20 protein-coding genes and 2 pseudogenes are annotated in these 19,078 nt (G+C 70.9%); 11 read left to right on the top strand and 11 right to left on the bottom strand.

Annotation, left to right across the window (positions count from 1 at the left end):
- Positions 1-37: 37 nt before the first annotated feature.
- Together C6376_RS04595 and C6376_RS04590 are read right to left on the bottom strand one after the other, a co-directional pair.
- Positions 38-823, bottom strand: coding sequence for a hypothetical protein (locus tag C6376_RS04595; protein WP_107442222.1), 786 nt, complete (start codon positions 821-823; stop codon positions 38-40).
- A gap of 42 nt (positions 824-865) precedes the next feature.
- Entirely contained in the window at positions 866-1,264 is a 399-nt protein-coding gene (locus tag C6376_RS04590; protein ID WP_173985585.1) for an LPXTG cell wall anchor domain-containing protein, read from the bottom strand.
- A 109-nt stretch (positions 1,265-1,373) separates the two neighbouring features.
- Between C6376_RS04590 and C6376_RS04585 the strand changes: the two genes are divergently transcribed.
- From C6376_RS04585 to C6376_RS04570, 4 genes and pseudogenes are all read left to right on the top strand, one after another.
- Positions 1,374-1,730 (top strand): hypothetical protein, encoded by a 357-nt coding sequence (locus tag C6376_RS04585; RefSeq protein ID WP_107442220.1) that lies wholly within the window; start codon positions 1,374-1,376, stop codon positions 1,728-1,730.
- Positions 1,731-1,946: 216 nt separating this feature from the next.
- Positions 1,947-3,194 (top strand): Ig-like domain-containing protein, encoded by a 1,248-nt coding sequence (locus C6376_RS04580; RefSeq protein ID WP_254075836.1) that lies wholly within the window; start codon positions 1,947-1,949, stop codon positions 3,192-3,194.
- A gap of 143 nt (positions 3,195-3,337) precedes the next feature.
- Positions 3,338-3,421 (top strand): annotated as a pseudogene (locus C6376_RS04575) (ABC transporter ATP-binding protein); the annotation flags it as partial.
- Between the two features lie 77 nt (positions 3,422-3,498).
- Positions 3,499-4,299 (top strand): group II truncated hemoglobin, encoded by an 801-nt coding sequence (locus C6376_RS04570; RefSeq protein WP_107442218.1) that lies wholly within the window; start codon positions 3,499-3,501, stop codon positions 4,297-4,299.
- Between the two features lie 102 nt (positions 4,300-4,401).
- Here the strand turns inward: C6376_RS04570 and C6376_RS04565 are convergent, their stop codons facing one another.
- On the bottom strand, positions 4,402-5,307 hold the full coding sequence (locus tag C6376_RS04565) for a helix-turn-helix domain-containing protein (protein WP_107442217.1): 906 nt from the start codon (positions 5,305-5,307) through the stop codon (positions 4,402-4,404).
- A 173-nt stretch (positions 5,308-5,480) separates the two neighbouring features.
- Between C6376_RS04565 and C6376_RS04560 the strand changes: the two genes are divergently transcribed.
- Positions 5,481-6,521 (top strand): NAD(P)-dependent alcohol dehydrogenase, encoded by a 1,041-nt coding sequence (locus tag C6376_RS04560; protein ID WP_107442216.1) that lies wholly within the window; start codon positions 5,481-5,483, stop codon positions 6,519-6,521.
- A 138-nt stretch (positions 6,522-6,659) separates the two neighbouring features.
- On the opposite strand, the gene C6376_RS04555 is transcribed toward C6376_RS04560, so the two are convergent.
- The 3 genes from C6376_RS04555 to C6376_RS04545 all read right to left on the bottom strand — a co-directional run bounded on the left by C6376_RS04555 (position 6,660) and on the right by C6376_RS04545 (position 10,088).
- Positions 6,660-7,814 carry a serine hydrolase gene (locus C6376_RS04555; RefSeq protein ID WP_107442215.1) on the bottom strand — a complete coding sequence of 385 codons (1,155 nt, stop codon included), beginning with the start codon at positions 7,812-7,814 and terminating at the stop codon, positions 6,660-6,662.
- Positions 7,815-7,920: 106 nt separating this feature from the next.
- Complete coding sequence (locus tag C6376_RS04550) at positions 7,921-8,634, bottom strand: DUF4389 domain-containing protein (RefSeq protein ID WP_107442214.1); 714 nt, start codon at positions 8,632-8,634, stop codon at positions 7,921-7,923.
- A 335-nt stretch (positions 8,635-8,969) separates the two neighbouring features.
- A complete protein-coding gene (locus C6376_RS04545; RefSeq protein ID WP_107442213.1) occupies positions 8,970-10,088 on the bottom strand; it encodes a hypothetical protein in 1,119 nt (372 codons plus the stop codon).
- A gap of 303 nt (positions 10,089-10,391) precedes the next feature.
- Between C6376_RS04545 and C6376_RS04540 the strand changes: the two genes are divergently transcribed.
- Positions 10,392-11,546 carry a cystathionine gamma-synthase gene (locus tag C6376_RS04540; protein ID WP_107442212.1) on the top strand — a complete coding sequence of 385 codons (1,155 nt, stop codon included), beginning with the start codon at positions 10,392-10,394 and terminating at the stop codon, positions 11,544-11,546.
- A gap of 17 nt (positions 11,547-11,563) precedes the next feature.
- On the opposite strand, the gene C6376_RS04535 is transcribed toward C6376_RS04540, so the two are convergent.
- From C6376_RS04535 to C6376_RS04525, 3 genes are all read right to left on the bottom strand, one after another.
- Positions 11,564-11,812: a hypothetical protein gene (locus C6376_RS04535; RefSeq protein ID WP_107442211.1), complete on the bottom strand. Its 249-nt coding sequence runs from the start codon at positions 11,810-11,812 to the stop codon at positions 11,564-11,566.
- A complete protein-coding gene (locus C6376_RS04530) occupies positions 11,809-12,321 on the bottom strand; it encodes a sigma factor-like helix-turn-helix DNA-binding protein (protein ID WP_173985584.1) in 513 nt (170 codons plus the stop codon). Before C6376_RS04530 ends, C6376_RS04535 begins: the two co-directional genes overlap by 4 nt.
- 131 nt (positions 12,322-12,452) lie before the next feature.
- Positions 12,453-12,962: a MarR family winged helix-turn-helix transcriptional regulator gene (locus C6376_RS04525; RefSeq protein ID WP_173985583.1), complete on the bottom strand. Its 510-nt coding sequence runs from the start codon at positions 12,960-12,962 to the stop codon at positions 12,453-12,455.
- A 163-nt stretch (positions 12,963-13,125) separates the two neighbouring features.
- On the opposite strand from C6376_RS04525, the gene ilvA reads away from it, so the two are divergent.
- The 3 genes and pseudogenes from ilvA (at position 13,126) to C6376_RS04510 (ending at position 16,395) form a co-directional block, all read left to right on the top strand.
- Entirely contained in the window at positions 13,126-14,355 is a 1,230-nt protein-coding gene (gene ilvA / locus C6376_RS04520; protein ID WP_107442210.1) for a threonine ammonia-lyase, read from the top strand.
- Positions 14,356-14,642: 287 nt separating this feature from the next.
- A pseudogene (locus tag C6376_RS04515) lies at positions 14,643-15,592 on the top strand (ATP-binding cassette domain-containing protein).
- The gene (locus C6376_RS04510; RefSeq protein ID WP_107442209.1) at positions 15,589-16,395 is read left to right on the top strand and encodes an ABC transporter permease; all 807 of its coding nucleotides are present in this window, start codon (positions 15,589-15,591) and stop codon (positions 16,393-16,395) included. The pseudogene C6376_RS04515 and the gene C6376_RS04510 overlap by 4 nt, the downstream one beginning before the upstream one ends.
- A gap of 215 nt (positions 16,396-16,610) precedes the next feature.
- Here the strand turns inward: C6376_RS04510 and greA are convergent, their stop codons facing one another.
- Both greA and C6376_RS04500 read right to left on the bottom strand, forming a co-directional pair.
- Positions 16,611-17,111 (bottom strand): transcription elongation factor GreA, encoded by a 501-nt coding sequence (gene greA, locus C6376_RS04505; protein WP_107442208.1) that lies wholly within the window; start codon positions 17,109-17,111, stop codon positions 16,611-16,613.
- Between the two features lie 190 nt (positions 17,112-17,301).
- Complete coding sequence (locus tag C6376_RS04500) at positions 17,302-17,703, bottom strand: DUF4307 domain-containing protein (protein WP_107442207.1); 402 nt, start codon at positions 17,701-17,703, stop codon at positions 17,302-17,304.
- 125 nt (positions 17,704-17,828) lie between these two features.
- On the opposite strand from C6376_RS04500, the gene mca reads away from it, so the two are divergent.
- Both mca and C6376_RS04490 read left to right on the top strand, forming a co-directional pair.
- A complete protein-coding gene (gene mca, locus C6376_RS04495; RefSeq protein ID WP_173985857.1) occupies positions 17,829-18,689 on the top strand; it encodes a mycothiol conjugate amidase Mca in 861 nt (286 codons plus the stop codon).
- Complete coding sequence (locus tag C6376_RS04490; RefSeq protein WP_173985582.1) at positions 18,682-18,969, top strand: hypothetical protein; 288 nt, start codon at positions 18,682-18,684, stop codon at positions 18,967-18,969. Before mca ends, C6376_RS04490 begins: the two co-directional genes overlap by 8 nt.
- The last annotated feature ends 109 nt before the right edge of the window (positions 18,970-19,078 follow it).

Below are 19,078 nucleotides of genomic sequence, written 5' to 3'. Positions count from 1 at the left end.
GCGGCGGGGCCCCGAAGTTCCCTCAGGCGGAGCGGTGTTACTTGAGCTTCGCGACCTGCGCGTCGATCACGGCCGCCGGCACGGCGCCCATGTCGCCGCCCTTCTCGAACCCGGCGAAGTTCACGGTGTAGAAGGTGGCGACGGTGTTGCCCTTGCGCACCACCTCGGCGTGGAAGGTGGCCTTGCCCTGACCGTCCATGTCGACGTCCTCGACGAACGCCACCGTTTCGTCGCCCTTGCCGGCGCCCTTGTCCGCGGCGACCCTGGTGACCTTGGTGTTCTCGCCGTCGGCCTTCAGGCCGTACCCGCCGGCACAGGCCGTCACACCGTCGGAGACGGCCTTCATCGCCTTCTGCGCGCCGTCGCCCGCGTACGAGGAGAGACCGACGAACGTCATGTCGATGTCGAACGCGTCCGCGAGGTTCGTCGGCTTGGCGGTGGCGGCCGACGTCTTGTCCTCGGCGACCGTGTTGCCGACGCTCGCGTCCGTGTCGCCCGGGGCGAGCGCGGCCGTGGCCCAGGCGAGCGGGTCGCAGGCCGGCTTGTCGGTCTTCACCACGCTCTTGGAGGCCGGCAGGGTGTCGTCGCCCGAGTCGACCTTGTAGCCCTTGAGTTCGCCCTGCGCGAGCAGCAGCTTCTCGAGCTCGGCCTTGGTGAGCGCCTTCGCGGCCGGAGCCGAGGAGGCGGCGGCGGACGAGGAGGCGGATGTCTTGGAGTCCGCGGTGTCCTTCGACCCCTCGTCCGAACAGGCGGTGAGGAGGGAGAGCGACAGCGCGCCGATTGCGGCCGTGGCGCGCAGCCGGGCCCCCGATGATCTCTTCATGTGCGAACTATGAAGAAGTCGTCAACGGAGAGTCAAGTAAATTCAAAAACCCAGACGTTCCCGGCGAATGGAATAAACCACGAATCCCGCACCCAGGGCGAGCAGGGTCGTCCCGCCGACCACGTAGGGGGTGGTGTCGAAGCTTCCGGTGTCGGCGAGCCGGACGCCGTCGTCGGCCCCGGCTCCGGCCTCGGCCCCGGTTTCGGCCGTGGCGTCGGAGAGGGTCCGCGTGGCGCTGCGGTCCGTGCTCCGGTCGGCGGTCCGCGTCACCGTCCCGGTCGTGGTCGTCGACGCGGCCCGCGCCTGGGTCGTGACCTGTGTCGTCGTGACCGTTCTGACCGGGGCGTCCTGGGACGCGTTGGCGGACGGGACGAACCACAGGGCGCCCAGCAGGGTCCCCGCGGCGGTGGCGGTCAGCAACGGACGTCGAGCGGATGACACGGAATATCGATCCCCTTGTGGTGCTGGCGAATTGGCCGTGTGCCCCGATGCTAATGAAAGTCGCGGGTCGCGGGAAAGTTGCGGGAGCCAAGAGCCGTACGCTCCGGCCATGAGCGATGAAAAGACATCACGTTTTGTGCGGGTTCGGGTGGAGATTCTCCTCGAGGTGCACGACGAGGACGCCGTGGCGACGGCGGCGCTGCGGCGGCTCGCCGACGACCCGGAGGTCCCGGACGACGAACGCGTGCATGCCGAGGCGGCTGTGACGGAAGACACCGCGGAGGCCCTCGCCTACCTCGTCGACCCCTTCGACCTGCTCGGAGAGGTTCCCGGGGTGGAGCTCCAGCAGGCCTCCTGGTCCAGTGAACGGGTCGACCACGACCCGGATTCGCCGGAGTGGGACCTCGACGAGGACGATCTCGAGGAGGATGACCGGGCGGACGGCGAAGAAGGCCGCATCGGTTGAGCGTTCCGGGAAACTCGTGACCCCGGACGGCAACCGCCGGCCGGGGTTTCGTCGTCTCAGCAGGCGCACGAACCGACACCCGCACCTTCCGCGCCGCGAACGTGGCGTGCCCCACACCTGGTGCACAGGGGGAACGGGACGAACCGGTCGTAGCGTTGATGGTCTTGACGGGGACTCTCTGGGTTCAGGCAATCGGCAACGATGGAGAAGCGTGTGATGACGGACAGTAGGCGGCGCCGAGGTCTGATGACGGCGTCCGCACTGCTCGGCGGTGTTCTGGTGCTTTCCGCGTGTTCCGGCGGCGGCGACGGCGCCTCGGACGGCGGAGGCAGCTCCTCGCAGGCCAAGGCCGACGAGGCGGCCGCGAAGAAGTCCTCCGAGGCCCAGATCAAGATCACGCCGGCGGACGGTTCGGACAACGCCTCCATCAACAACTCCGCGGCCGTCACGGTGAGCAAGGGCACCCTCACCGCCGTGACGATGACCACCGCCGAGGGCGCGGCCGTCAAGGGCGCGCTCTCCGCGGACAGGACCAGTTGGAAGCCGGACGCGCAGCTCGAGCGCTCCACCACCTACAAGGTGGCGGCCGAGGCCAAGGACTCGAGCGGCCTCGTGGCCCACGAGAACGCCTCCTTCACCACGGTCTCCCCGGCCAACAGCTTCATAGGCAACTTCACGCCCGAGGACGGCTCGACCGTCGGCGTGGGCATGCCCGTGTCGATCACCTTCAACAAGCAGATCACCGACAAGGCGGCCGTCCAGAAGGGCGTCACGGTCACCTCCACCAGCGGTCAGGAGGTCGCCTGTCACTGGTTCTCCAGCCAGCGGATGGACTGCCGTCCCAAGGACTACTGGAAGGAGAACTCCACCGTCACGCTGAAGCTCGCGCTCGACGGTGTGGAGGGCGCCAAGGGCGTCATCGGCGTCCAGCAGAAGACGATCACCTTCAAGGTCGGCCGCAACCAGGTCTCCTACGTCGACGCCAAGACCAAGCAGATGAAGATCACGCACAACGGCACGGTCATCAAGACCATCCCGATCTCGGCCGGCTCGCCCGACAACAAGACGTACGAGGGCCAGATGGTGATGTCGGAGAAGTTCAAGGAGACGCGCATGAACGGCGCGACCGTGGGCTTCACCGACGACGACGGCAAGGGCGAGTACGACATCAAGGACGTGCCGCACGCCATCCGCCTCACCAACTCCGGCACCTTCGTGCACGGCAACTACTGGGGCGCGAAGTCCATCTTCGGCTCGGTGAACACCAGCCACGGCTGTGTGGGCCTGTCCGACACCAAGGGCGCCAACGACACCGGCACGGCCGGCTACTGGTTCTTCACCAACTCGATCGTCGGCGACGTCGTGGTGGTCAAGAACACCGGCGACAAGACCGTGGCCCCGGACAACGGCCTCAACGGCTGGAACATGGACTGGGAGCAGTGGAAGGCCGGTTCGGCCGCCTGAGCCGTCCGCCCCGCCCCCTGCTCTTCGCCGATCCACAGGCTCCCGATGCCGCCCCGAGGGGCGGCATCGGTGTTTCCGGGGTCCGGCACAGCGGCCGGAGCGGCCCCGGCTGTGGCTTCGGTCGCCGGGCGGCCGCCAGGACCCGCGCACTGGTCGAGCGGCCCAAGGTGCTCCTCGCCGACGAGCCGACCGGCAACCTCGACGAGGGCACGCGGGACGAGAGCATGGGCGCCCCGCACACCCTGTGAGCGAACGCCCGCCGGAAGAGCAGCCTCCGGTGGGTGGTTCGTGCTTGCGTGTCCCCATGACCGCAGCCGAGACAGCCACCACACCCACCGGCCCCACCACGGTCGAGTACATCCGCTACCGCATCCCGCAGGAGCGGTCGGCGGAGTTCCTCGCCGCCTACACCCGGGGCGCGCGTCAGCTCGCGGCCTCCCCGCACTGCGTCGACTACGAACTCGCCCGCTGCGAGGAGGACTTCGAGCACTTCGTCCTGCGCATCACCTGGACGTCCACCGAGGACCACCTGGAGGGCTTCAGGACCTCCGACCTGTTCCCCGCCTTCCTCGCCGAGATCCGCCCCTATGTCGGGCACATCGACGAGATGCGCCACTACAAGGCCACCTCGGTGCACGGCTCCGGCGCCGCCGTGCCCACGCTGTACGAGTGGGCCGGGGGCGCGGAAGCCTTCACCCGGCTCACCGAGGTGTTCTACGCCAAGGTGCTCCAGGACGACCTCCTCGCCCCCGTCTTCGCCGGCCTCGCCCCCGAGCACGCCGAACACGTCGCGCTCTGGCTCGCGGAGGTCTTCGGCGGGCCCGAGACCTACTCGGCGACCCAGGGCGGCCACGGCCACATGGTCGCCAAGCACTTCGGCCGCGACATCAGCGAGCCCCAGCGCCGACGCTGGGTCAACCTGATCCAGGACGCCGCGGACGAGGCCGGTCTGCCGACCGACGCCGAGTTCCGGTCCGCTTTCCTCGCCTACGTGGAGTGGGGCACGCGGCTCGCCGTCCACTTCTCCGGTCCGGACGCCAAGCCGCCGGCCGAGCAGCCGGCGCCGAAGTGGGGATGGGGGGCGGCCCCGCCGTACCGGGGCTGAGCACGGCCGACGGGCGCCCGGGGCTCGGCGTCGGCGGCGGCGGACGAACGCGGGCTCGGCGTCCGGGTGAGCGGCCGGGGGCGGGCGTCCGGGGCGCAGGCGTCAGGCGGACGGCGACTGCGACCCGGCCCCCGCCTTCCGCGCGTCGGCGCCCCAGCTCGCCAGCAGTCGCAGCGCCTCCGCCGACGCCGACCCGGGCTCCGCGTGGTACGTCACCATCGTCTGCTCGCCGTCACCGGCCAGCCTGAACCCCTCGTAGTTCAGGGAGAGCTCGCCGACCAGCGGATGCCGCAGCCGCTTCACGCCGTGGCTCTTCTCCTTGACGTCGTGGGTCGCCCACAACCGCCGGAAGTCCTCGCTCTTCACCGACAGTTCGCCCACCAGCGCGGAGAGCCGCGGGTCGTCCGGACAGCAGCCCGCGTCCATCCGCAGCGCACAGACGATGTCGATCGCCTTCTGCTCCCAGTCCACGAACAGGTCCCGGTAGTCGGGGCGCAGGAAGACGAGCCGCGCCCAGTTGCGCTCCGCCACCGGCAGCTCCGCCCAGTCGCCGAAGACCGCCGCGGCCATCCGGTTCCAGCACAGGATCTCCGCGCGCTGCCCGACCAGGTACGCCGGCACCGAGTCCATCGCGTCCAGCAGCTGGCGCAGCGCGGACCGGACCTGCTGGGGCGGCCCGCTCTGCTTCTTCTTGTGCTTCGGTTTCGCGAGGTGGGTGAGGTGCGCGTGCTCGGCGTCCGTCAGCCGCAGGGCGCGGGCGATCGCGTCCAGCACCTCCGCCGACACGTTGCGCCCGTTGCCCTGCTCCAGCCGTGTGTAGTACGCCACCGAGACCCCGGCCAGCTGCGCCAGCTCCTCGCGCCGCAGCCCGGGCACCCTGCGATGCCGTCCGAAGTCCGGCAGCCCCACGTCCTCCGGCTTCAGCCGGGCGCGCCGGGTGCGCAGGAACTCACTGAGCTCGGCACGCCGGTCCAGTGGGGCGCCGGGGGCTTCGGGGCGATCGTCCATGCCGTCCAGTATTCCCGGTCGTACGCCCACCAGCCTGACCCCGCCAGTGGTAGGCACGCCAGTCGTACGCAGAAGCGTGACCTGGGTGAGCACGACGGAATGGGGGAACCTGGACGGCACGCCCGGTCCGAAGGCAGGCCGGGACGAACCCCCTCGCTAGGAGAACCCCCGGCATGACCACCGTTGCCGCGTACGCCGCATCCGCCGCCAAGGCTCCGCTGGAGCGCACGACGATCGAACGCCGCCCGGTGCGCGAGTTCGACGTCCTGATCGACATCGAGTTCGCCGGCATCTGCCACTCCGACATCCACCAGGTCAGGGAGGGCTGGGGCGAGGCCATATTCCCGATGGTGCCCGGTCACGAGATCGCGGGCGTCGTCTCCGAGGTGGGTCGCGGCGTCACGAAGTTCGCCGTCGGCGACCGCGTGGGCGTCGGCTGCCTCGTCGACTCGTGCCGGGAGTGCGACAACTGCCAGGCCGGCCTCGAGCAGTACTGCACCGGCGGTGGCGTCGGCACGTACAACGCCGTCGGCAAGGACGGCGAGCCCACCTACGGCGGCTACTCGAAGAAGATCGTCGTCGACGAGAACTACGTCCTGCGCATCCCCGACGGACTGGGGCTCGACGAGGCCGCACCCCTGCTCTGCGCGGGCATCACCACGTACTCCCCGCTCAGGCACTGGAACGCCGGTCCGGGCAAGAAGGTCGCGATCGTCGGCATGGGCGGCCTCGGCCACATGGGTGTCAAGATCGCGCACGCCCTCGGCGCCGAGGTGACCGTCCTGTCGCAGTCGCTGCGCAAGAAGGACGACGGCCTGAAGCTGGGCGCCGACCACTACTACGCCACCAGCGACGAGAAGACCTTCAAGGACCTGCGCGGCACCTTCGACCTCATCCTCTCCACGGTCTCGGCCCCGCTGAAGCTGGACGCCTACCTGTCCCTGCTGCGGACGGACGGCGCCTTCGTGAACGTCGGCGCGCCCGAGGAGCCGGTCGCACTCAACCTGTTCTCGTTGATCGGCGGCCGCAAGACCCTCGCCGGCTCCGGCATCGGCGGCATCCGGGAGACCCAGGAGATGCTGGACTTCTGCGCCGAGCACGGTTTCGGCGCCGAGATCGAGCTGATCAGCGCCGCCGAGATCAACGAGGCGTACGAGCGGGTGCTCGCCAGCGACGTCCGCTACCGCTTCGTCATCGACGCCTCGACGATCTGACGGTCCGCCGGACGGTCCTCGCGACTCCCACAGATCGCGGTTGTTGCGAGGACCGTTGCAACCCGAGGTCCGCCGGGGCCCTTCCCACCTCGGGGCCGCCGGTCCGGTCGGGGGTCGTGGCGGCCGGGGTGCGGTCCCTCAGCCGCCGGTCCGGAGTCCCTGGAGACCGTCGTAGGCGGCCATCAGGAGGTCGAGTCCCCGGGTGTCCTGCGCGGGTTCGCGCATCTGCTGCGTCACGTAGGCGACCACCATGCGGGCCTCGGGTTCGATCATGACGGTCGATCCGCCCCAGCCGCCCCACCCGTACGTGCCGCCGAACCGCCCGTACCCCAGGCCCCAGCTGATCGGCATGCCGAGCCTGCGGTCCACGCCGCTGAACTGCTCCTCCCACGCACGGTCACGGCCCGCCCGCGACAACAGGCGCACCCCACGGACCGAACCCCCGCACGCCATCGCCGACTGGACGAGGGCGACCGAACGGGCGTTGCCGAAACCGCCGGCCGCCGGGATCTGCGCCCGGCGCCAGGCCACGCTGTTGCCGTCGCGCACCCGGAACGCGGTCGGAGCGGGCGTCGGCGCCGCGTCCGGGCCGGCGGCCGGCCCCGGGGCATCCGTCGCCGCGTCGCCGGCGGCCGCGCCCGCCGTGTAGTCCTCGTCCCGGGACGGCGGCGGCACCGTCAGCGCCACCCGGTGGTCGTGTTCGGCCGACAGCCCGATGCGGAAGTCCGCACCCAGCGGACCCGCGATCTCGTCGGCGAAGAACTCGCCCGGCATCCGGCCGGTGATCCGGCGTACGACCTCGCCCACCAGGAACCCCTGGGTGAGCGAGTGGTATCCGGCCGCGCTGCCCGGCTCCCACAGCGGAGCCTGCGCGGCCAGTCGGGCCGTGGCGGCCGGCCAGTCGTAGACCTCGGCGACCGGACCGAACCAGTCGGGCAGCCCCGCCGTGTGCGCGAGCGTGTGCCGTACGAGCACCGCCTCCTTGCCCGCCGCGGCGAACTCCGGCCAGTAGCGGGCGACCGGCGCGTCCAGGTCGAGCTCGCCGCGGTCGGCCAGCACCAGCGCGCACAACGCCGTCATGGTCTTCGTGACGGAGTAGACGTTGACGAGGGTGTCCCGCTGCCACGGCACCTCGCGAGCCGCGTCGGCGTACCCGCCCCAGACGTCAACCACCGGTTCACCGTCCACGAAGACGGCCACCGATCCGCCCACGTCACCCTCGTCCAGGAGCGCGGCGAAAGCGCTGGGCACCGCGGTGAACAGATCGTCGTACGAGCCCTGAAGGTCGGTCATGCCTGCCATTGAGCCCGCACCGCACCGCCATGGGCAACCGAAATACCGCGCGTCCGAGCCGTCTGCGCCGTCCGCGTCGTCCGAGCCGTCTGCGCCGGCCGGCTGGTCACGATCCGGGGCTGCCCGTGCCGCCGGTGCCGCCCGCCGAGGACTTCGTCAGCGGGGGCGGGAAGTCCTGGGGGCCCATGTCGAGGCGGAACGGCGGATACACGTCGGTCATCAGCGCCGCGTAGGCGGCCACCCGCGCGACCCAGCGGGCCAGCCCGATCAGGAGGTCGAAGAGCTGGACCGGGTAACGGCCGGTGAACGCCAGGACGATCACGGCGACCAGCGACAGGAAGTAGACCAGGCCGCCGCCGTGCCAGCGGTCCGATTCGCCCCAGCCCCACCCCCAGTCGCCGACGAACATCCCCACCACGATGTACTGCGGGATCACCAGCAGCCACCACTTCACCAGGACCAGGCCCCGGGACAGTCGCTCCGGGTAGGCCACGTCGAGGTGCGCCGGGTAGTCGGCCACGTCGGCCAGGGTGAACGGCGGATACCGGTCGGTGCCGAGCGCGGTGTGTGCGTAGTAACCGACACGCCAGTTCCAGCGCAGCACGCCGACGTTGAAGTCGAAGAGCGAGCGGGGGTACTGGCCGGTGAAGAGGATGGCGAAGAACGCCACGACGGTCACGAAGAAGAACGCGATCCACAGGAAGAACAGCACGATGTAGTGCGGGACGGCGAGGAGCCACTTCACCAGCCACAGCCATCTGGACAGCCGGGGGTCGAGGAACGCCTCGATCCGCACGGGTGATCCGGCGACCGGATTCATGTCGATCAGCTCCTCTCGAGCGCCCCCGTCGCGGGGGCCACCGTCCTCGCCCCCGCCCGGACGGGCCGGTGGACGGACGGTTTCCTGATCATGAATTCAGGCTCGCACAGGAACACCCGGGCTGCGACCGGGCCGATCCGACGACCGCCCCCTGCCCGGGCCGATCCGACGACCGCCCCCTGCCCGGGCCGATCCGACGACCGCCCCCTGCCGTCAGGCGCCGGGCGGGCGCCTGATCCGGGCAGGGGGCGGTCGGGTGTCGGGTGTCGGGCAGGTGTGCGGGGGGCGGGAAAATCCGGGGCGGGCCACCGCCCTCCGGGGCGTCCGGGCGGCGGTCAGTGGGGCATGGTCGCCGGGCTGCCGCCGTTCGCCTCGTAGCCCGCGACCGCCAGCGCTCGGTAGACCGCGAACTCCGCCGCCGGGTCCGGGGAGAGCGTCCACGGGAGGGCGCCGACGTGGCCGTCGACGTGGACCAGCTGGCTCATCGCCTCCGACCAGCGCTCGGAGCGGACCAGGAAGAAGACCAGCAGATGGCGGACATGCGCCAGCATCGGGTCGTCGGGCCGGGCCGCGTGCACCGCGAACAGCGCGCCGTGCACCGCCTTCGTCACGACCTCGCTCTGGTAGAAGCTCCTGACCAGGTTGACCTCGGGAAGGTGCTCGAAGACTGCGAAGAGGGGCATCGCCGCGAGCAGGGAACCCCGCGGGGCTCTCGCCGCGGCGGCCTCCGCGAAGTCGTACGCCAGCTCGCGCGAACCGTGCCACTTCTCGCACCAGTAGTGCAGGGCCGCGAGATGCGCCCCCATGTGCGCCGGGTCGCGGTCCAGGATCTTCAGCCAGAGCTGCTCGAACTCGGCCTGCGAGTACTTCATGCCGCGGGCCACCGACAGCTCGACGATGTACGGGACCGGGTCACCGGGTGCCAGCAGCGCCGCCTGCCCGCAGGTGTCCTTCGCCTCCTCCATGATGATCCGGAAGTCGTCCGTGCCCGGCGTCGAGGTGCGCCACGCCTGCTGGACCAGGAACTCGGCGTGCACCGCCGCCCCGCCCGGGTCCTTCGGCGCCTCCGTGCGCCACACCCGCAGCCACTGCCCGCCCGGCGCCTCGGCGACCCCGCCCGGCCGCTGCTGCAGCTCCAGCGCCGCCGCGCCCGCGAAGGCCTGGACGCGCTGCCAGCGCAGCTCGCCCTCCGTCTCGGTGCCGGCCAGCAGCTGCTGCGCGGCCCGGTAGTCCTGCGTGCGCTGCACCACGTCCAGCACGTTGAGCAGGTCCTGGTCGGGGCCGGGCATACGGATGTCCAGCTCCTCCGTGGTCAGGAAGCCGTAGGTCGCCGGGTCCGCGGCGTCCGGATGATCTGCCGGGACCAGCCCGACCAGGCCGCGCCTGCGCCGCAGCAGTGCCAGCAGCACGAAGCCGATCATGATGACGGCCGTCAGGACCCAGAGAATCTCCATGCCACAAGCGAACCAGACCGCGCCGACAATTGGCCAACCCGCTCCCATGCCTGTGGAGAAACGTCCCTGCCGTCCGGTGCCCAGCCGGTGTCCCGCCCGTGCCCCGGACCCGGGCAGGGGGCGGCCGCCGTGGCCCGGACCGGTGGCCCGCTGTGCCCCCCGCCGGGCGGACGGGGCGGTGACGGTGGCTCGGCGGGCGGGCGGCCCGGGGGGTCCGGCGGGCGGGCCGGTGACGGCGGAGCGGGACCGCCGTTGCGGCCGCCGTACCGCACCGGGCCCGCGAGCGGACTACGCTCGGGGCCCATGAGCGACAGGCACATCAGTCAGCACTTCGAGACCCTCGCGATCCACGCGGGCAACACCGCCGATCCCCTCACCGGCGCGGTCGTCCCGCCGATCTACCAGGTCTCGACCTACAAGCAGGACGGCGTCGGCGGTCTGCGCGGCGGCTACGAGTACAGCCGCAGCGCCAACCCGACCAGGACCGCCCTGGAGGAGAACCTCGCCGCCCTCGAGGGCGGTCGCCGAGGTCTCGCGTTCGCTTCCGGACTGGCGGCCGAGGACTGCCTGTTGCGTACGCTGCTCAGCCCCGGCGACCACGTGGTCATCCCGAACGACGCCTACGGCGGCACGTTCCGCCTGTTCGCCAAGGTCGTCGCCCGCTGGGGGGTGGAGTGGTCGGTCGCCGACACCAGCGATCCCGCCGCCGTGCGGGCCGCGATCACCCCGAAGACCAAGGCCGTGTGGGTGGAGACCCCGTCCAACCCGCTGCTCGGCATCACCGACATCGCCGCCGTGGCCCAGGTCGCCCGTGAGGCCGGCGCCCGGCTCGTCGTCGACAACACCTTCGCCACGCCGTACCTGCAGCAGCCGCTGTCGCTCGGCGCGGACGTCGTCGTGCACTCCCTGACCAAGTACATGGGCGGCCACTCGGACGTCGTCGGCGGCGCGCTGATCACCGGCGACGCGGAGCTCGGCGAGGAACTGGCGTACCACCAGAACGCGATGGGCGCGGTGGCCGGACCCTTCGACTCGTGGCTGGTGCTGCGCGGCACGAAGACGCTGTCGGTGCGCATGGACCGGCACAGCGAGAACGCCACCCGGATCGCCGACATGCTGACCCGCCACGCGCGCGTGACGAGCGTGCTGTACCCGGGCCTGCCGGAGCACCCCGGTCACGAGGTCGCGGCCAAGCAGATGCGGGCCTTCGGCGGCATGGTCTCCTTCCGGGTCACCGGCGGCGAGGAGGCGGCGGTCGAGGTCTGCAACCGCGCCGAGGTGTTCACCCTCGGCGAGTCGCTGGGCGGCGTCGAGTCCCTCATCGAGCACCCGGGCCGTATGACGCACGCGTCCGTGGTCGGCTCCGCCCTCGAGGTGCCCGGCGACCTCGTCCGGCTCTCCGTCGGCATCGAGAACGTCGACGACCTCCTCGAGGACCTGCAGCAGGCCCTCGGATAGCAGCCCCGGGCGGTTCCTCACCAGTCGGTGAGCGGTGGAGTCGTCTGCGACGGCGGCTCCACCCACGGCTCGACGACCGCCGCCCAGACGACGAACGCCACGGTCGCGGCGAACAGCAGCAGCCACAGCAGCCGCAGGGCCAGCGTCCGCCGGCGCAGCAGCCGGCTCCCCCGGCGTACGACGTCCGGGTAGAGCTCCGCCGGCAGGGGCGGGGCCGTCCGCTCCATCATCTGCCGGACGGCGGCCTCCCGGGCGGCCCGGTTCACGACGCCGCCGCCTTCGCCCGGCGCACCGCGGGGGCGGGTTCGCGCGGCGGGTGCAGCAGCGTCGCCGTCGCCCGTTCACAGACCGCGTGGACCCGCTCCTCGGGCAACCCCAGCAGCGCCCCCACCTGTTCCTCGGCGACGCCCTCGTACAGCCTCAGGACGAGGACGAGGCGCTGGCGCGGGGTGAGGCGGGCCAGCGCGCCGACGGCCGAACGCGGGCGGGCACGGCCGAAGGGCAGCGTGCCGTACCGGTGCCAGGCGCCGCGTGCGAAGCGGGCCGCGAGGTGCTCACGGGCGTGGTCGTAGGGGTCCTCGCCGCGCAGTCGGTCCCAGGACGCGTATGTGTGCGCGAGAGCCAGGGTCAGCAGACGTCGCGCGCGCGGGTTGTCGTCCGGGGCCTCCGCGGTGAGCAGCGTGGCGGTGTGCAGCAGCCGCCCGCCCGCTCCGGCGACGAACGCCTCGAAGTCCCGGTTCCTGCGGTGTTCCTGGGTCGTACGCCTCTCTCGCACACCGAGCCTCCCGCCTGACGGCGTCCCCTGGACGGCCATCTGCCCCGGTCTCATCTGAGGCCAGGGGCAGGGCGCCGGTCAAGAGCCGCGCACGCTCGCCGGAAAGTCGTCCGCGGGTGTGTGCCCGGGGGTCAGGAGGCGGCCGGTGACTGCTCCGCGCCGGGGACGCCCGCGGAGGCCATCCGGGAGGACAGCGCGGTGTTGAAGCGTGTGAGGAGCGCGCAGAACGCCTCGCGCTCCTCCGGTGCCCAGTCGTCTGTCAGTTCGGCCATCAACTGCCGTCGGGAGGAGCGCACTTCCTCGAGACGCGATGCCCCGCGCGGCGACAGCTGGAGCACCACGGCGCGTCCGTCCTCCGGGTGCGAGGTCCGCTTGACCAGGCCGGTGTCGACGAGCGGCGCCACCTGCCGGGTGACCGTCGAGGAGTCGATCCCCATGCTCGCGGCGAGCGCCTTGACGCCCATCGGACCTTCGTTGTCGAGACGGTTGAGCAGCAGGTACGCGGCGCGGTCCATGGAGTTGCGCACCTGTCCGACGCCGCCGAGCCGGGTCTGTTCGGCCCGGCGCGCGAACACCGCGACCTCGTGCTGCAGCATGTCGAGAAGACCGGTGTCACCGACGGTCGTCATGTCCATCGACATTTCAGGTGTTGTGGGCATGGCCGGGGGCTCACTTCATGAAGAGGCTGCTGGAATGGGGGACAGAGTACGCGGCTGGAAGGCGGGTCGTACCGGCGCTGCGGAAACCGGTCTCGGAGGTTGGTCACAGCGGTCGTTCCCGCCTGTGAACTGCGATGCTGGTGTCATGAGCTACAGCCCGGCTGACTCCTTGCGTGCGGTCACCCTCGACGACGTGCGCGGCGCCCGGAAGATGCTGTCGGGCGTGGCCCGGACCACCGCGATGGAGGGCAGCAGGCACCTGTCCCAGCTCGTCGGGGCGCCGGTGCACCTCAAGTGCGAGAACCTCCAGCGGACGGGCTCGTTCAAGCTGCGCGGCGCCTATGTGCGGATCGCCGGGCTGCTGCCGGAGGAGCGGGCCGCCGGGGTCGTCGCGGCGAGCGCGGGCAACCACGCGCAGGGCGTGGCGCTGGCGTCGACGCTGCTGGGCGTGCGTTCCACGGTGTTCATGCCCCGGGGCGCGCCGCTGCCGAAGATCAGCGCGACCCGGGAGTACGGCGCGGAGGTGCGGCTGCACGGGCAGGTGGTCGACGAGACGCTGGCGGCGGCGCAGGAGTACGCGGTCGCGACGGGCGCGGTGTTCATCCACCCCTTCGACCACCCCGACGTCATCGCCGGGCAGGGCACGGTCGGGCTGGAGATCCTGGAACAGTGCCCCGAGGTGCGCACGATCGTCGTCGGGATCGGCGGCGGGGGACTGGCGGCGGGCATCGCGGTCGCGGTGAAGGCGCTGCGGCCGGACGTGCGGATCGTCGGCGTGCAGGCGGCGGGCGCGGCGGCGTATCCGCCCTCACTGGCGGCCGGGCGGCCGGTGTCGATCGGCAACCCCACGACGATGGCCGACGGCATCAAGGTCGGCCGGCCGGGCGACGTGCCGTTCGGCATCATCGGCGACCTGGTGGACGAGGTGCGCACGGTGTCGGAGGGTGAGCTGTCCACCGCGTTGCTGCTGTGCCTGGAGCGGGCCAAGCTGGTGGTCGAGCCGGCCGGGGCGAGTCCGGTGGCCGCGTTGCTGAGCGAGCCGGGCGCCTTCGAGGGGCCGGTCGTCGCGGTGCTGTCCGGCGGCAACGTCGACCCCGTGCTGATGGAGCGGGTGCTGCGGCACGGCATGGCGGCGCAGGGCCGCTACCTGGCCGTTCGGCTGCGGCTGACGGACCGGCCGGGCGCGCTCGCCACCATGCTCGGGGTGTTGTCGGCGGTCGACGCCAATGTGCTCGACGTGGGCCATGTGCGGACCGATCCGCGGCTCGGGCTGACCGAGGCGGAGGTCGAGCTGCACCTGGAGACGAAGGGGCCGGCGCACTGCGCCGAGGTCGGCCGAGCACTGGGCGAGGCCGGTTACACCGTCATCGGCTGAGGCCGCCGGAAAGGATCACTTCCGGCGGGGCAGGAGCCGGCGGCGGTCGCCTTTCCGGGCCCCCCGGACCCCTCGACGGTCGTCCGAGGGCGGTCGCGGCGGGTGTCGGCGCAGGTCGGGCCGGTCTGCGTCACCCGTACGGGAAAGTCCGTTGTGAGACGCGATACATCGCGTTATGGTCGGTGTCACGCCACCTGTCCGTGTTCCCGACGGCAGGACGAAAGGTGTGATCCCGGGTTTCCCGAAGGATTCCCTCCCGAAGTATCCCCAACGACGTGGAGACTCATATGCCAGGCGCCATCTACGCCGAAGGCCTGGTGAAGACCTTCGGCGACGTAAAGGCTCTGGACGGCGTCGACCTCGACGTCCCGGAAGGCACGGTCCTCGGCCTGCTCGGGCCGAACGGCGCGGGCAAGACCACCACGGTCCGCTGTCTGACCACCCTGCTGCGCCCCGACAGCGGCCGCGCGGTGGTCGCCGGCCTCGACGTGCTCAGGCATCCCACCGAGGTGCGCCGCTCGATCGGCCTGTCCGGCCAGTTCGCCGCGGTCGACGAGTACCTCACCGGCCGCGAGAACCTGCAGATGGTCGGGCAGCTGTACCAGATGAGGGCCGGTGCGGCGAAGGCCCGGGCCGCCGAGCTCCTCGAGGAGTTCGACCTCGCGGATGCCGCCGACCGCACGGCGAAGACCTACTCCGGCGGCATGCGCCGCCGCCTCGACCTGGCCGCGGCACTGGTGGTCTCCCCGCCCGTGATGTTCATGGACGAGCCGACGACCGGCCTCGACCCCCGCAACCGGCAGCTGCTGTGGGAGGTCATCAAGCGCCTGGTGTCCGGCGGCACCACGCTGCTGCTGACCACCCAGTACCTCGAAGAGGCCGACCACCTCGCGCACGACATCGCGGTCGTCGACCACGGCCGTGTCATCGCCCGCGGCACCTCCGACGAGCTCAAGGCCCGCACCGGCGGGGAGCGCAGGAGGTGCTGGCCGGCTTCGGCAAGGGCGACACCACCGTCGAACAGCACACCCGCAAACTCACCGTGCCCGTGGCCGGCGGCGCGAAGCTTCTCGCCGAGGTCATCCGCGAGCTCGACGCCCGCGGTATCGAGATCGACGACATCGGCCTGCGCCGCCCCACCCTCGACGACGTCTTCCTGTCCCTGACCGGGCACGTGGCCGAGGAGAAGGCGGAAGTCGACGACGCGACCGGACAGGACAAGGAGCCGCTGAAGTGAGTGCCCTGAACGACTCCCTGGTCATCGCCCGCAGGAACCTGATTCGGATGAGCCGGATTCCCGAGATGATCATTTTCGGACTGGTCCAGCCGATCATGTTCGTGGTCCTGTTCACGTACGTCTTCGGCGGCTCCATGAACATCGGCGGCTCCACCGACGCGGACGTCTACAAGAACTTCCTGATGGCCGGCATCTTCGCGCAGACCGTCACCTTCGCGACCGCCGGAGCCGGCGCGGGCATCGCCGACGACATGCACAAGGGCTTGATCGACCGCTTCCGCTCCCTGCCCATGGCGCGCGGCGCGGTGCTCACCGGCCGGACCATGGCCGACCTCGTCCAGACCGCGCTGACCCTTCTCGTCCTGGCCGTCGTCGCGCTCCTGGTGGGCTGGCGTCCCGGCTTCGCGGAGCCCACCAACTTCGCCAAGGTCATGGCCGGTTTCGGCCTGCTGCTGCTCCTCGGTTACGCCTTCACCTGGATCGGCGCCCTGATCGGCCTGTCGGTCCGCACTCCCGAGGCGGCCACCTCCGGCGGCCTGATCTGGCTCTTCCCGGTGACCTTCATCTCCAACGCGTTCGTGGACTCCTCGCAGATGGCGTCCTGGCTGCAGCCGATCGCCGAGTGGAACCCGTTCAGCGCGACCGTCCAGGCGTGCCGCACGCTCTTCGGCGACCCGGGCGTCTCGACGTCGGACGCGTGGCCGATGGCCCATCCCGTGTGGGCCTCGATCATCTACTCGGTCCTGATCATCGCGCTGTTCAGAACACTGGCCGTCCGCAAGTACCGTTCGGCCACCGCGTGACGGCCGTCCGCGGCGGCCGACGGCAGTGAGGGCCGGCCGCGGCGGACGGACGGCGGGGATGACGAAGCCCCCGGCGGCACGGGGCGCCGGGGGCTCGTCCGGAAGATCCGGGACGGATGGTCCAGGACGGACAGTCCGGGGCGGAGGATCCAGGACCAAGGGTCCGGGACGGGAAGATCCGCGACGGGTCCGGGACGCAAGGTCCGCGAAAGGGCTCAGCCGCTGTAGGGCTCGGCCTTGAGGATGCGCACGGAGGCCTTCTTGCCGTTGGGCAGCTCGTACTGCGCTTCCTCGCCGACCTTGTGACCGATCACGCCGGTGCCCAGCGGGGACTGCGGCGAGTAGGTCTCGATGTCGGAGCTCGCGTACTCGCGCGAGGCGAGCAGGAAGGTCATGGTGTCGTCCTCGTCGCCGTCGAAGGCGATGGTCACGACCATGCCGGGCGCCACCGCGCCGTCGGTGGAGGCGGGTGCCTCGCCCACCTTGGCGTTCTCCAGGAGCTGGGTCAGCTGGCGCACACGGAGCTCCTGCTTGCCCTGCTCCTCCTTGGCCGCGTGGTACCCACCGTTCTCACGCAGGTCCCCCTCCTCGCGTGCGGCGGCGATCTTGGCGGCGATCTCCGTGCGCGCAGGACCAGTAAGGTACTCAAGCTCGACCTTGAGCTTGTTGTACGCCTCCTGGGTCAGCCAGGTGACGGACTCGCTGGTCTGGGTCACAGGTGCTCCTCGTCGGTACTGGGAATACAAAGCATCGCCCACCCAGAAGCATGTTCCTCAGGTGATGGGCGAAACCACGAGCCTAACAATTCAGTGGCCGAAGGGGGAGGACATAAGCCACCAGAATTGCGTCGGGCCAGGTCACCGGATGTGTATTGCCGTCGGCGCCACCCGCCTGAGGGCTCCCGCGTCAGTCGGCGTGACAGCCGAGCAGTTCCGCCGTGGTGCCCGTCGCCGTCGTGCGCAGGGTGACCACCTTGTCGATGCGGGTGTCCGAACCGGAGAACCGGAAGTCCGCCCGGCCCACCTCGGCGCCGTCGGCGGCCTGCGAGCGCACCGTACAGTAGCCGCTCGTACCCGAGTCCTTGCGGACCTCCAGGTGCACCCGCACCGCCGCGTCCGAGGTCGCCTCGAAGGCGATCACCTCGGCGCTGATCTTGTTCTGGCCGACGTAGTGATAGGCGAAGTAGCCCATCAGCGCCAGCAGCAGGGCGCCCAGCACCACACCGGCGATCTTGAGCTTGTGGTCGGCGCGCTCGTCCGAGGAACGGCCGTACCGCCCCTCCGGAAGTCGCGTGCTGGCCGTGCTCATGATCGTCCTCTCGGCGCGGAATTAATCGCCCCCCGATTCGGTCACTATAGAAGCCTGCGATCGCGCCGGTGCACACCGGGCGCCGACTTACCGAGGATTGAGTCTTGACTGACCAGCTGCGACTGATGGCCGTGCACGCCCACCCCGACGACGAGTCGAGCAAGGGCGCGGCCACCATGGCGAAGTACGTGTCCGAGGGGGTGGACGTGCTGGTCGTGACCTGCACGGGCGGGGAGCGCGGCTCCATCCTCAACCCCAAGCTGCAGGGCGACACGTACATCGAGGAGCACATCCACGAGGTGCGCAAGAAGGAGATGGACGAGGCCCGCGAGATCCTCGGCGTCCGACAGGAGTGGCTCGGCTTCGTCGACTCCGGCCTGCCCGAGGGCGACCCGCTGCCGCCCCTCCCCGAGGGCTGCTTCGCGCTGGAGGACGTCGACAAGGCGGCGGGCGAGCTGGTGAGGCAGATCCGCACCTTCCGTCCCCAGGTGATCACCACCTATGACGAGAACGGCGGCTACCCGCACCCCGACCACATCATGACCCACAAGATCTCCATGGTGGCGTTCGAGGGCGCGGACGACACCGAGAAGTACCCCGAGGGCGAGTTCGGCACCGCCTACCGGCCGCTGAAGCTCTACTACAACCAGGGCTTCAACCGCCCGCGCACCATGGCGCTGCACCAGGCGATGCTCGACAACGGCCTGGAGTCCCCCTACGGGGAGTGGCTCAAGCGCTGGGACGAGTTCGGACAGCGGGAGCGCACGCTCACCACGCACATCCCGTGCGCCGACTTCTACGAGATCCGCGACAAGGCGCTGATCGCCCACGCCACCCAGATCGACCCCGACGGCGGCTGGTTCCGCGTCCCGATGGAGATTCAGCGCGAGGTGTGGCCCACGGAGGAGTACGAGCTCGCGAAGTCGCGCGTCGACACCGCCATCCCCGAGGACGACCTCTTCGCGGGCATCCGCGACAATGCCTGATATGAGCGCAAGCGTGAGCCTGGCAATGACGCATCTCGTCCCCCTCGCCAAGGAGGTCGACGAGAACAAGGTCACCCCCGGCGTCCTCGGCTTCATCGTCTTCGCGGCGATGGCGGTGGCGGTGTGGGGCCTGATGAGGTCCATGAGCAAGCACATGGGCAAGGTCGACTTCAAGGAGAGCGCGGGCGGCGCGGACCGGACCTCCGGCGGCGAGCCGGCGGACGCCCCGCGTGACACGGCGGCGCAGACGACGACGGGGAAGCCCTCCTCGGCGACGTGAGGCCGCGACCGGGCCGGGGCGGGCGGTGGCGCCGGGCCTGAGGGTCCGGCTTCAGGCCGAGGCCGGGCGAGCCCCGAGCCGACGGCGAGGGGCAGGACCGCTCCCGGGG

It is taken from the genome of Streptomyces sp. P3 (assembly GCF_003032475.1).
Taxonomy (GTDB): Bacteria; Actinomycetota; Actinomycetes; order Streptomycetales; family Streptomycetaceae; genus Streptomyces.
The sequence above is the reverse complement of the archived record's forward strand: the minus strand, read 5'-3'. Positions and strand labels throughout refer to the sequence as shown.